At 66.3% G+C, this 13229-nt stretch carries 10 protein-coding genes; all 10 read right to left on the minus strand.

The window, feature by feature from the left end; all coding sequences use genetic code 11:
• Positions 1 to 18 precede the first annotated feature (18 nt).
• The 10 genes from smc to W823_RS48310 all read right to left on the minus strand — a co-directional run bounded on the left by smc (position 19) and on the right by W823_RS48310 (position 13214).
• The gene (gene smc, locus W823_RS48270; protein ID WP_023960336.1) at positions 19 to 3636 is read right to left on the minus strand and encodes a chromosome segregation protein SMC; all 3618 of its coding nucleotides are present in this window, start codon (positions 3634 to 3636) and stop codon (positions 19 to 21) included.
• A gap of 59 nt (positions 3637 to 3695) precedes the next feature.
• Positions 3696 to 3998 (minus strand): acylphosphatase, encoded by a 303-nt coding sequence (locus tag W823_RS48275; RefSeq protein WP_023960338.1) that lies wholly within the window; start codon positions 3996 to 3998, stop codon positions 3696 to 3698.
• Positions 3999 to 4001: 3 nt separating this feature from the next.
• Positions 4002 to 4445 (minus strand): OsmC family protein, encoded by a 444-nt coding sequence (locus W823_RS48280; RefSeq protein WP_031332803.1) that lies wholly within the window; start codon positions 4443 to 4445, stop codon positions 4002 to 4004.
• Between the two features lie 55 nt (positions 4446 to 4500).
• Complete coding sequence (locus W823_RS48285) at positions 4501 to 5193, minus strand: response regulator (protein ID WP_023960342.1); 693 nt, start codon at positions 5191 to 5193, stop codon at positions 4501 to 4503.
• Positions 5190 to 7721, minus strand: coding sequence for a DUF4118 domain-containing protein (locus W823_RS48290; protein WP_031332804.1), 2532 nt, complete (start codon positions 7719 to 7721; stop codon positions 5190 to 5192). Before W823_RS48290 ends, W823_RS48285 begins: the two co-directional genes overlap by 4 nt.
• Before the next feature lie 6 nt (positions 7722 to 7727).
• Positions 7728 to 8354 (minus strand): potassium-transporting ATPase subunit C, encoded by a 627-nt coding sequence (locus W823_RS48295; RefSeq protein ID WP_023960349.1) that lies wholly within the window; start codon positions 8352 to 8354, stop codon positions 7728 to 7730.
• 5 nt (positions 8355 to 8359) lie between these two features.
• Entirely contained in the window at positions 8360 to 10468 is a 2109-nt protein-coding gene (gene kdpB, locus W823_RS48300; protein WP_023960351.1) for a potassium-transporting ATPase subunit KdpB, read from the minus strand.
• On the minus strand, positions 10465 to 12192 hold the full coding sequence (kdpA, locus tag W823_RS48305) for a potassium-transporting ATPase subunit KdpA (RefSeq protein WP_031332806.1): 1728 nt from the start codon (positions 12190 to 12192) through the stop codon (positions 10465 to 10467). Before kdpA ends, kdpB begins: the two co-directional genes overlap by 4 nt.
• Positions 12193 to 12195: 3 nt before the next feature.
• On the minus strand, positions 12196 to 12294 hold the full coding sequence (locus W823_RS57400; RefSeq protein ID WP_023960355.1) for a potassium-transporting ATPase subunit F: 99 nt from the start codon (positions 12292 to 12294) through the stop codon (positions 12196 to 12198).
• A 275-nt stretch (positions 12295 to 12569) separates the two neighbouring features.
• The gene (locus W823_RS48310) at positions 12570 to 13214 is read right to left on the minus strand and encodes a nitroreductase family protein (RefSeq protein WP_023960357.1); all 645 of its coding nucleotides are present in this window, start codon (positions 13212 to 13214) and stop codon (positions 12570 to 12572) included.
• Between the last annotated feature and the right edge of the window lie 15 nt (positions 13215 to 13229).

Raw genomic sequence — 13229 nt, forward strand, 5'->3', positions numbered from 1 at the left:
ACCCGGCCCAACCGGACATCAGCCGGCCGGGGCACCCACATCTTGCCCACGCATGCGTTGCGAGATCACCGTGGTGATGCCGTCTCCCTGCATGCTCACGCCATAGAGGGCATCGGCGACTTCCATCGTGGGCTTCTGGTGCGTGATCACGATGAGCTGCGACTTCTCGCGTAGTTGCTCGAACAACGTGATCAGCCGGCGCAGATTCGTGTCGTCCAATGCGGCTTCGACTTCGTCCATCACGTAGAAGGGCGACGGTCGGGCGCGGAAGATCGCCACCAGCATCGCCACCGCCGTCAGTGACTTCTCCCCACCTGACAGCAAAGACAGACGCTTCACCTTCTTGCCCGGTGGACGTGCCTCCACCTCGATTCCGGTGGTCAGCATGTTGGACGGATCGGTCAGCACGAGTCGCCCGTCGCCGCCGGGGAACAGGGTTTTGAAGACTTCGACGAACTCCCGCTCGACATCGGCGTAGGCCTCGCTGAACACCTGCAAGATGCGGTTGTCGACGTCCTGCACCACATCGAGCAGGTCCTGGCGGGCCTTCTTGACGTCCTCGAGTTGGGTCGAGAGGAAGTTGTAGCGCTCTTCGAGCGCAGCGAACTCTTCGAGTGCCAGCGGGTTGACCTTGCCCAGTGTGTTCAGGTCACGCTGCGCTTTTTTGGCACGGGCCTGCTGGGTGGCGCGGTCGTACGGGAGGGGGGCGGGGGCCACGACGATCTCTCCGCGTTCCTTGGCCTGTTCGTACTCGGCGATCTCGAGATCGGTCGGCGGCAGGGCGACATCGGGACCGTACTCGGCGACCAGGTCGTCGGGACTGATGGCGAAGTCGGACATGATCTGCTCTTCGAGCTGTTCGATTCGCATCGACACCTGGGCCTTGGCCACCTCGTCGCGGTGCACCGCGTCCCGCAGTGCGGCCAGCTGGGTCCCGACCTCTGCCGCAGCCTTTTTGGCGACATCAAGAGCCTGCGTTCGCGACGCTCGCTCGGCTTCCAGCCGGTCGCGATGGGACTGAGCTTGCGCCACGGCGATGTCGAGCCGCGCGGCGATCAGTTTTCCCTGTTCGAGAACCACCTCGGCCACGTCGGCGGCATGGCGCCGGGCACGGTTCTGGCGTTCGGCCCTCGCCCGCGCCTCCCGTTCGGCGCGGGCGGCGCGGCGCAGCGAATCCGCTTTGCCTCGCACCGACGACAGTCGCTCCTCGGCACTGCGCAGTGCCAGTCGAGCTTCCATCTCCACCGAGCGGGCCGCCGCGACCGCAGCCGCAGTGGTGTCGCGGTCGCTGTCAGGAAGGTCGTCCCCCTCGTCGCCGACAGCACTATCGTCGCGCGCGAGCCTCAGCCTCTCCTCCGACTCGGCGAGTGTGGCCATGGCCTCGGCTCGGCCCTGTTCTGCCTTGGCACGCTGACCGACGAGGCGGGTCGTCTCTTCCTGGGCTGCCCGCGCGGTCTGACCGAGCCTGGCGAGTTGCTCGTAGACCGCACCGAGCTGGGCATCGGATTCATGCAGAGCTGCCAACGCCTGTTCAGCCGTTTCACGACGGTCGGTCTGCTGCGTCAGGGCGCCGGCCAGTGCCGCCACCAGTTCCTCGCTGCGCCGCTGGGCGCCTTGGAGTTCGGCGGCGGCAGAATCGATCGCCGACTGCACCTCGATGGTCGACGGTCGATCGCCGGTGCCGCCACTGCGCCAGCCGGCGCCGATGAGGTCGCCGTCGGCGGTGACCACCCGGAGTGAACCGAGATGTGGCACAGCGGGTTTGGCGGCATCGAGCACGAGTTCAGCGGTGTCGATGGTGTCGGCGATGACGGTGTATCCGAGGAGCAGTTCCAGTGCGCCGCGCAGTTCGGCGGGTGCCGAGACCACATCGAGCGCCCAAGTGGCACCTGGCGGCAGCGATCCGGTCCCCCGGCCTGCCGGCTCCAGCCCGCCGATGAGCACCGCGGCTCGGCCACCTTCGTTCTCTCGCAACGCTGACAACGCGGTGCGGGCGGCCGGCAGATCGGCGGTCGCTACCGCGTCGGCGGCCGGACCCATCGCCGCGGCAACCGCAGCTTCGTAGCCGTCGGCGACTTTGAGGAGCGACGACATGGGGCCCAGTAGCGACCCGCCTCGGTTCTCCAGCAGCCAGGCTCCGCCGTCCTTGCGTTCGAGTCCCACAGCGAGGGCATCGATGCGCGCCTTGAGCGAGGTGACCTGCTGTTCTGCTGCCCGCTCTGCGGCCTGTAGTTCTGCCACCCGCTCGTTGGCCTGGTTCAGCGCGGCGACGCTGCGCTCATGATGTTCGTCGAGCCCGAGTTCGGATGCGTCGAGTTCGGCGATGGTGGCCTGGGTGGCCTCGAACTCCTGTTGTGCCGCTTCAGCTCTGGCGGCCGCGTTGTCGATGGCAGCACCGAGGCGTGTGGTCTCGGCATCGATCGACTCGACCTTCGTGCGCAGATTGTCGACCTGGCCCTCCAGCCGGGCCAGCCCTTCGCGTCGGTCGGCGACTGCCCGTACCGCGGCGAGGTGGGCCTGCGTCGCAGCGGCCGCGGCCTGCTCCCGGTCGGTGAGAGTCTCTTTGGCCTCGTCGAGCACCAGTGCCGCGTCGTCGACCGCGTCGGCCAGTGCCGTCTCTTCTTCCGCTGCGACAGCTGCCTGGCGCTCGAGTTCATCGGGGTCGCGACCGGAGTCGGCCTGCACGGGTTCACTGAGGTACCGGCTGCGCTCGTCGGCGATCCGGCACGTGGCGCCGACGCGTTCGGTCAACGCCGACAAGGCAAACCACGCCTGACCGGCCTCGTTCGCCGCGGGCACGATCTGAGCGAGGTGTTCCTCGTTCTCACTCACCTGAGCGTTCAGTTCATCGAGTTGGTGCGCGTACTCGTCCTGCTGACGGCGCAGTTCGGCTTCGCTGGTGCTCTGCTCGGCTAGTTCGGAGCGACGGGTCACGAGATCGTCTGCCGCAAGCCGCAATTGGGCGTCACGCAGGTCTGCCTGAACTGTCTGGGCACGGCGGGCGACCTCGGCCTGGCGACCGAGCGGCTTGAGTTGGCGGCGCAATTCCGCGGTCAGGTCACCGAGCCGTGCCAGGTTGGCCTGCATCGCGTCGAGCTTGCGGACGGCCTTTTCCTTGCGTTTGCGGTGTTTGAGAACGCCGGCAGCTTCTTCGATGAACGCCCGGCGTTCCTCCGGTCGCGACTCCAGGATCGCGGCGAGGCGTCCCTGCCCCACGATCACGTGCATCTCGCGACCGATGCCTGAGTCGCTGAGGAGCTCCTGCACGTCCATCAGACGGCACGAACTGCCATTGATCTCGTACTCACCGGCCCCGTCGCGGAACATCCGGCGGGTCACCGACACCTCGGAGTAGTCGATGGGCAGTGCACCATCGGAGTTGTCGATGGTGAGGGTCACCTCGGCCCGCCCGAGTGGGGCGCGACCGGAGGTGCCGGCGAAGATGACGTCCTCCATCTTGCCACCGCGCAGCGCCTTCGCTCCCTGCTCCCCCATCACCCACGTGAGCGCGTCGACGACGTTCGACTTGCCCGAACCGTTGGGACCGACCACGCAGGTGATCCCCGGTTCGAAACGCAGAGTGGTTGCCGACGCAAAGGACTTGAAGCCCTTCAGGGTCAGGCTCTTGAGGTGCACAGCGCTTCAGCGTACCCAGTACCCGGCGACAACTGGACCAGGCCCGACTGCGAGCCGGCTCACCGTTCGACGAATCCGGACAACCCACCTCGCGGCGCGCTCCGATCCACCACGACGGTGTCGATGCGACCAGGACTGTGACCTGCCTCGATGAGGTCGATCAACTGCCCACAGGCAGCCTCCGGGCCTTCGGCGACGATGAGCACGCGGCCGTCGGCGTGATTGGTCGCCGAACCCACCAGCCCCAGTTCGAGAGCCCGGGCCCGGGTCCACCAACGAAATCCGACACCCTGGACGTGCCCGTGCACCCACGCGGTGAGCCTGATGGTGTCGGCGGTGTCGCCGGGCGAATCGGAAGCCATCGGCTACTCCGTATCGATGCGCAGATCGACCTCGGTGCCGGCCTTGAGGGTGCGCCCCACGGTGCACACCGCATCGACCGCGCGTTGCACCACAACAAGAAGTCGCTCCGCGGCCTCGGGTTCAAGTTCGGACAGGTCCACTTCGAGAACCTCCTCGAGGCGGGGATACACCTCGTTGTCACGATCGGCGTCCCCGGAAACGCGAACGGTCGCGTCGTAGTCGTCGCCGAGGCGACGGGACAGCGGCTTGTCCGAGCTCATCCCCGTGCACGCGGCCAGAGCTACCTTGAGCAATTCGCCGGGGGTGAAGACGCCATCGACATCGGCGGAGCCGATCAGGACCTCGGCCCCGCGACTGCTGCGCCCTGTGTAGCGCCGCGTTCCGGTGCGCTCCACCCACAACTCGGTGGTCTGCTGGTCCGTGGTGACTGGTTCGGTGACGGTCATGTACGAATTAAACACGGAGCGCCCGCGTGCAATTCCGCCCACCGATCAGGCCCGGTCAGCGGACGAAGCGGTAACCCATCCCCGCTTCGGTGAGCAGGTGGCGAGGACGGGTGGGATCAGGCTCGAGTTTTCTTCTCAGCCCCGCCAGATACACCCGCAGGTAGTGCGTCTGGCCTCGGTACGCCGGGCCCCACACCTCGTTGAGGATCTCGGGCTGCCCGACGAGTTTTCCTTCGTTGCGCACCAGCATTTCCAGGATCCCCCACTCGGTCGGGGTCAGGTGCACGGCTTGCCCTGCGCGGGTCACCTGCTTGGTACGCAGGTTCACCGTGAACGATGCCGCTTCCACCACAGGGTGCTCGGCTTCTCGCACCGGTGACGTACCTCGGCGCACCGCGGCCCGAAGCCTGGCCAGGAACTCCTCCATCCCAAAAGGTTTGGTCACGTAATCGTCGGCGCCGGCGTCCAATGCCTGCACCTTCTCCGAGGAATCGCTACGCGCCGACAGCACGATGACCGGGACATCGGTCCATCCGCGTAGGCCGGCGAGCACCTCGAAACCGTCGATGTCCGGTAGGCCCAGATCGAGGATCACCACCTGCGGATTGGTCTGTGCCGCAGCGGTCAACGCACCCGTACCGCTTGCGGCTGTGGTCACGTCGAACCCTCGCGCCTTGAGATTGATGCGCAGTGCGCGCAATATCTGCGGCTCGTCGTCGACCACGAGCACCCGGATCTTGTCACTCATGACCGCACCTGTCCGGGCGGTCCGGTCTGCAGACCGATCACCATCGTGAGACCCCCACCGGGGGTTTCGACTGCTTCTATCGTCCCGTCCATGGCCTGGACGAATCCCTGTGCAACCGAGAGCCCCAGTCCGACTCCACCCCCGGTGTTCCGGTCGCCGAGGCGCCCGAACGCGGTGAACATCTTCTCCCTGTCGTGCGCAGCCACCCCCGGCCCGTGGTCGATCACAGAGATCTCGCACCGCGCCGGATCATCTCCCGTCAGCGCAGCCTTGATGGACACGGGAGCTCTGGGCCCACTGTGGCGTAAGGCGTTGTCCATAACGTTCACGAGTACCCGTTCGAGCAGTCCCGGATCGGCGTGGGCCGCGAGTTCGTTGTCGCTGAACGTGATCCGCTCGGCGCCCACCCGATCCGACCGCGCGATACCGGCAATCGCACGTTCGACGGCCTCGGTCACGTACACCGTCCGCATGTCGGGGCTGACCACACCTGCTGCCAGTCGTGAGGAATCGAGGAGGTTGTCGACCACGTCGGTGAGCTGGTCGGTCGACTCCTCGATGGTGGCCAACAGCTCCGCTGTGTCGTCCGCGCTGAACGCCACGTCGGTGCTCCGGAGACTCGACACCGACGCCTTCACCGCGGCGAGCGGTGTGCGCAGGTCGTGGCTGACCGCCGACAGGAGCGCACGCCGGAGCTGGTCGGTGGCCGAGAGAGCCTTGGCTGCAGCCGCTTCAGTGGCCAGCGCGCGTTGTCTGATCACACCCGCCGCCTGGATGGCGACCGCAGCGAGTACTCGTCGGTCCCCACCACCGAGGGTGGCGCCTCGTAGGAGCAAGGCGAACTCTTCCCCGGGCACAGCGCAGACGGTATCGGCGTCGTCGGGGTGCGCCGGCGGGTCGGCTCCCACGGCGGCCTCCACCACACCTGGCCCGCGGCCATCTGTTCGGACCACACTGACGGCCCGCTGGTCGTAGGTCTCGCGGACGCGTTCGAGGAGTCCGTCTGGCTCTTCACCGCTGAGCACCGCACCGGCGAAGGTGGCGAGCAACTCCGCCTCGCGGCCTGCGCGGCGGGCTTGGGCACGCCGGACGGTGGACGAATCGACAAGAGCGGCAACGGCAACCGCGATCACCAACATGACGACGATGGTGATGAGGTTGTCCGTCTCGTTGATCGTGAAGCTGTATCGCGGTGTCGTGAACAGGAAGTTCAGCAGCAAGCCGCAGACGATGGCCGACAGCGCTGCCGGGCCGATGCCCCCCAGCATCGAGACCGCGAGCACCACCACGAAGAACAGCGCCGAATCACTCGCCAGTCCCAACCACCGGTCGAGCAGCGCGAGCACCCCGGCGGCCATCGCCGGAACCACCACGGCGGCGACCCAGCTCAGCGGGTGGTGGAAGCGGGACTGGCGGATGTCGAGCCGGTTTCGAGTGCCTGCCACCTCATGGGTCACCATGTGCACGTCGATCTTGCCCGACTCGCGGACGACAGTGTTGCCGACGCCCTCGTCGAGCAAGCGCTGCCACCGGGATCTGCGAGAGGTACCCAAGACCAGCTGGGTTGCGTTGACACCGCGGGCGAACTCGAGCAGCGTCTCCGGTACATCGTCTCCGACAACGGTGTGCACCTGCGCGCCGAATCCCTTGGCCAGGTCGGTCAGCCCGGCCAGGTCAACCGATGCCGGATCGGCGAGGCCGTCGCCGCGCACCACGTGCACGACGAGCAGTTCGGCACTGGACCGCGACGCGATCCGACTGGCCCGGCGAAGCAGGGTCGCCGATTCGGGGCCGCCCGTGATGGCCACCACGACCCGCTCGCGGGCCTCCCAGGTGTCGGTGATCGCGTGCGCCGACCGGTACGCGGCCAGCGAGTCGTCGACCTGGTCGGCCAGCCACAGCAACGCGAGTTCACGCAGAGCCGTCAGGTTCCCCTGGCGGAAGTAGCTGGCCAGCGCACCGCCGGCACGATCGCTGGGGTACACCTTGCCGGCCGAAAGTCGTTGTCGCAGAGCCTGTGGCGAGATGTCCACCAGTTCGATCTGGTCGGCGCCGCGAACCACGTCGTCGGGTACGGTCTCGCGCTGGACGACGCCGGTGATCTGTGCGACCACGTCGTTCAGACTCTCCAGATGCTGGATGTTGATGGTGGAGAGCACGTCGATCCCCGCATCGCGCAGAGCCTCGATGTCCTGCCATCGTTTGCGGTTCACCGACCCCGGCGCGTTGGTGTGGGCGAGCTCGTCGACAAGCACCACCTGGGGCCTGCGCTGAAGGACCGCGGACAGATCCATCTCGGACAACGTGGTCTGGCGGTATTCGTACTCCGCGCGCGCGACCACCTCGAGACCGTCGACCATCGCTTCTGTTGCGGTCCGGCCGTGCGATTCGACAACTGCCACAACCACATCGACGCCCTCGTCCGCGAGCGTGTGCGCCTGCGCCAGCATCTCGTACGTCTTGCCCACGCCGGGGGCGCATCCCAGGAACACCTCCAGGGTTCCTCTACGAGTGGTGGACGCCATCATTCGACCCTAGCCGCAGTTGGGTGCGGTCAGCCCCAGCGCGAGGTTGACCTCCAGCACGTTGACCCGCGGTTCCCCGAGGACACCGAGCTGCCTGCCCTCGGTGTGACTGTCGATCACCTCGCGCACTTGTTCGGGGGGCATTCCGTGCACGCGCGCCAGGCGGGGCACCTGGATATCGGCATAGGCCGGGCTGATGTGCGGGTCCAGGCTCGAACCGGAGCCGGTCACCGCGTCGACCGGCACCTGATCGGGACGCACGTCCTCGCGTTCGGCGATGATCGCTCGCCGTGACTCGATCCACCCCGCCAATGTGACGCTGGACGGCCCCTGGTTGCTCGCCGCAGACGCAGCAGGGTCGCCCGGGGCCATGGGATCATCGGCCGCCCCCAGCACCCGCGCATGCAGGTAACCGTCGGGCCGGCCGGGTTCGGCCTGCGGATCGATCCCGATCAGGGCGGAGCCGACCCGGCAGCCGGCGCTGTCGGTCACCACCGACCCCTCGGCGCTCGACCGGTCGATACGCGAGACTCCCCACACCACTGCCGGGTACACCACGCCGAGTATCACCGTCATCATCACCAGTACAGCCACTGCAACCACGCCCTGTCTGATCCATGTCGTACCGAGCTTCATGACAACTACCCCATTCCCGGGAGAAAACGGACGACCAGGTCGACTAGCCAGATGCCGACGAACGGTGTGATGACACCGCCGAGCCCGTAGACCAGCAGATTGCGGCCCAACAATGAGGAGGCCGACGATGGCCGGTACCGAACCCCCTTGAGCGAGAGTGGGATCAGCGCGACGATGATCAGCGCATTGAAGATCACGGCGGATGTGATGGCCGACTGGGCCGAGTGCAATCCCATCACGTTGAGGGTGTCGAGCTGCGGGTAGATGCCACTGAACATTGCGGGCAGGATCGCAAAATACTTGGCGAGATCATTGGCCAGCGAGAACGTGGTCAACGCGCCGCGGGTGATCAGCAACTGCTTGCCGATGGCCACGACGTCGATCAGCTTGGTGGGATCGGAGTCCAGATCCACCATGTTGCCTGCCTCCTTCGCCGCAGACGTCCCGGTGTTCATGGCAAGACCGACATCCGCCTGGGCAAGTGCCGGTGCGTCATTCGTGCCATCACCGGTCATCGCGACCAGTCGGCCACCCGCCTGCTCGCGACGGATCAGTGCGAGTTTGTCTTCCGGGGTCGCCTCGGCCACGAAATCGTCCACACCCGCCTCGTCGGCGATGGCCCGTGCGGTCAACGGGTTGTCACCGGTGACCATGACCGTCCGTATCCCCATCGCCCGGAGTTGCTCGAAGCGCTGGGCCATACCGGGTTTGACGACATCCGACAGAGCGATGACACCGATGACGCGGGCGGGTTGATCGTCTGCGGTGGTTCCGACCACCAGCGGGGTTCCTCCCGCCGATGCGATCTCCTCGACCCCGCGGGTCACCTCGGCCGGTACGGTGCCGCCGTTCTCACCGACCCAGGCGAGGAGTGAATCCGCAGCCCCTTTCCGGATGCTCCGTAGACCCGACGCCTCCGGCACATCGACCCCGGACATCCGGGTGTGCGCGGTGAACGGGACCACCACACGATCGTGCCGGGTCTCGGCGTCGATCGACATCGGGTCGATGCCGAAGTCGTCGCGGCAGAGATCGACGATGCTGCGTCCCTCGGGGGTGTCGTCGGACAGGCTGGATCGGCAGGCCTCTCGCGCCATCTCCTCGTCGCTGATCCCGGGTGCCGGGATCAGCGCGGTGGCCCGGCGGTTGCCGAACGTGATGGTCCCGGTCTTGTCCATCAACAAGGTGTCGATGTCGCCGGCGGCCTCGACGGCGCGGCCCGACATCGCGAGCACATTGCGCTGCACCAACCGGTCCATGCCCGCGATGCCGATGGACGAGAGCAATGCACCGATGGTTGTCGGGATCAGGCACACCAGCAGGGCGATGAGTTTGATCGGGTCCGGAGACTGGCCTGCGTACTGCTGCATCGGCCCGGCTGCCACCACGGCGAGCAAGAAGATGATGGTCAGACTCGACAGCAGGATGTCGAGCGCGATCTCGTTCGGGGTCTTCTTACGCTCGGCACCCTCGACCAGGGCGATCATCCGGTCGACGAAGGACTCCCCCGGCGACGTCGTGATCTGCACGACGATCCGATCCGACAGCACGACGGTGCCACCGGTCACGGCGCAGCGATCACCTCCGGATTCCCTTACCACAGGCGCTGATTCGCCGGTGATGGCCGACTCGTCGACGGTGGCGATACCCTCCACGACGTCGCCGTCACCGGCGATCACCTCGCCTGCAGTCACCAGGATCCGGTCGCCGATGACCAGTGAGCCCCCTGAGATCTCGGTGATCGCTCCGTCGGGCCCGATTCGCCGAGCCATGGTGTCCTGTTTCACCTTTCGCAGGCTCGCCGCCTGCGCCCGGCCGCGTCCCTCGGCAACCGCCTCTGCCAGGCCCGCGAACAGCACCGTGAACCACAGCCAGAAGACCACGCCGAAAGCGAACCAGGACGGCTGCCACACCGCCAGAACAGTGGTGATGATCGCGCCGAGATACACGACGAACATCACCGGATTACGCGCTTGGTCCTTGGGATTCAACTTTCGGATGGCTTGTGGCACCGCGCTGATCAGCTGGCGTGCATCGAACGCTCCGCTGCCGACCAGATCGGCCGTGGTGGTGGATACCGTCTCCGGCACGGGTTCATCAAGGATCGTGCTCATGCCAATGCCTCTGCGATCGGTCCCAGCGCCATCGCTGGGAAGAATGTGAGTCCGGCAACGAGAAGTACCGTGCCGGTGAGTAATCCGCCGAACAGCAGCCCGTGGGTGGGCAGCGTCGCCACCCGATCCCGAGTCCGAACCGCCACTGCGCCCCCGGAAGAGGACTCGGGTGCCGCAGGTCGTCGTTGAGCCGCGAGGCGGCCGGCGAGTGCAAGCACAAAGATCATCGGGAGGAAGCGGCCGAGCAGCATGGCCAGCCCCAAGGAGGTCTGGAACCAGTCGCTGGTGACCGTGAGACCACCGAAGGCGCTGCCATTGTTGTTCGCAGCTGAGGCGTAGGCGTACAGCACCTCGGAGAAGCCGTGCACCGAACCCGGGGTGCCGGGGTCACCTGCATTGCCCTGAAAAGTGCTGGTGGACTCGAGGATCACGGTGATGGACGTTCCGACGAGCACCAGAGCGGGCATCACCAGCACGTACAACGCAGCCATGGTGATCTCGCCCTGGCCGATCTTCTTCCCCAGGAACTCCGGACCGCGGCCCACCAGTAGGCCACCGACGAACACCGCGATGATGGCCAGGATCAGCATGCCGTAGAGCCCGGAGCCGACACCGCCCGGAGCGACCTCGCCGAGCAACATGTTCCAGATCAGTGCGCCGCCACCGGCAGCCGAAAAGCTGTCATGTGCCGAATCGACGGCGCCGGTCGAGGTTCCTGTGGTGGAGACGGCGAACAATGCCGAGCCGGCCACGCCGAACCGCTGCTCCTTGCCTTCCATCATCGCGCCGGCCGCCTGGGCTGCAACGCCGTTGGTCTTCGACTCGAAGAACCACACGAGTGCGAGCATGGATGCCCAGATGACGGACATGACACCCAGGATGGTCACACCCTGCCTGCGGTCGCCGACGAGAGTCGAGTAGGTGCGGGTGAGGCACACGGGGATGATCAGCAACGCGATCACCTCGGCGACATTGCTCAGGGGTGTCGGATTGGAGAACGGATGGGCGGAGTTGGCCGTGAGCGTTCCGCCGCCGTTGGTGCCCAGCATCTTGATGGCTTCCTGGGACGCGAAGGGGCCGATCACGCTGTGGCCGTTCGAGCCGTCCAGGCCCACGAAGTCGAAGCCGCTCCGCAGCGACTGGACCGCTCCCTGGGTCAGCAACACAAGCGCCATCAGCCCGGCCAACGGCAACAAGATCCGTAGTGTGCCGCGCACCAGATCAACCCAGAAGTTGCCCAGTTTGCCGCCGCCCGCGGCGACGATGCCGCGTATCAGCGCGATGGCGACCGCCAGCCCGACTGCGGCCGACAGGAAGTTCTGGACGGCCAGACCGATCATCTGCGTCAGATTGCCCATCACCACTTCAGGCGAATACGACTGCCAGTTGGTGTTGGCGACAAACGAGATGGCTGTGTTGAAGGCCATCGCCGGGCTGACACCCGGACGGCCGTCTCCGAACGGCAGGATCCCCTGGACCCGTTGCAGGACATAGAGGAACACAACGCTGATGAACGAGAAGGCAAGCACGGCGACCGCATAGCCGACCCAGGTCTGCTGACGTGCCGAGTCGATCCGCGCCAGTCGGTAGATGAGTCGTTCAGGAGCGAGGTCGCGGCTGCTCCGGAACACCCGTGCCATGTAGTCACCGAGCGGCACGTACGAGGCGGCCAAGATGAGGATGACGATGCCCACCTGGGCAACTGCGGCCATTGTGGAGTCCACGGGTCAAAACCTCTCGGGACATACGAGAGCGACAGCCAGGTACAGCACCACGGCGATGGCGACGACCACGAGCACCACATTGGTCACGCCCTCGGCGGTCATCGGTCACCTCGCGCCGCGACCACCCGCACCACGACGAGGCACAACGCAAAACTCCCGAAAACCGCTGCCATGAAGGCAAGATCTGCCACGTTCCACTCCTGCACACGTGCCGGACTACTTCGACGAGTCCGGCTGGTGGTGCAAGCATGTATCCGTCGCCCGATCAGATCGACGGCGTTAACGGTCTTTCGACGCTGCGACCTGCGGTCTTCACGAGTTTTTTACGGCGTCCCGGTTCCGGGCGAACGTTCTTCGCCATGGCCCGGACCGCCGGCTCACCACCGGTCGAAGTGGATCACGTTGTCGAGCGGTTCTCGCGGCGCCGGCTTGAAGGTCTCACCCGTGTAGTACGCCGTCGGGATCAATGCCGCCTGATGAAATCCCGCTGGCACGCCCAGCAGGTCGGCCACCTCGGCCTCACGTTGCAGATGCAGTGTGGTCCAGGCTGTTCCGAGGCCGCGAGCGCGCGCCGCCAGGCAGTAGCTCCACGCGGCGGGCAGCACGGAGCCCCACAATCCGGCCTGATTGTCCGGCGGCAAGGTCTTGCCCGCCTTGATGCACGGGATGACAAGAACGGGCACCTCGCCCATGTGCTCACCCAGCCACGCCACGCTGCCGCCGACGCGCTGCTGAACCGGAGCCCGGTTCGGGTCGTCGGCGAACAGGGCAGCGGCCGAATGACGCGAGTTCAGGTACTCCTCGGTCAACTCGCCGTAAATCCGGCCGATTGCCGCGCGCAGTTCCGGGTCGGTGATCACCAGCCACTGCCAAGCCTGGCGGTTGGAAGCCGAGGGCGCCTGCAGTGCGATCTCCAGACACTCGCGGACGAGTTCGATGGGCACCGGCCGCGTCAGGTCCAGGCGTTTACGTACCGTTCGGGTGGTGGTGAGCAATTCATCGGGTGTCAGATCCAGGGTCATGCCCCGATGATGCCC

Source organism: Williamsia sp. D3, from assembly GCF_000506245.1.
GTDB classification, from domain to species: Bacteria; Actinomycetota; Actinomycetes; order Mycobacteriales; family Mycobacteriaceae; genus Williamsia; species Williamsia muralis.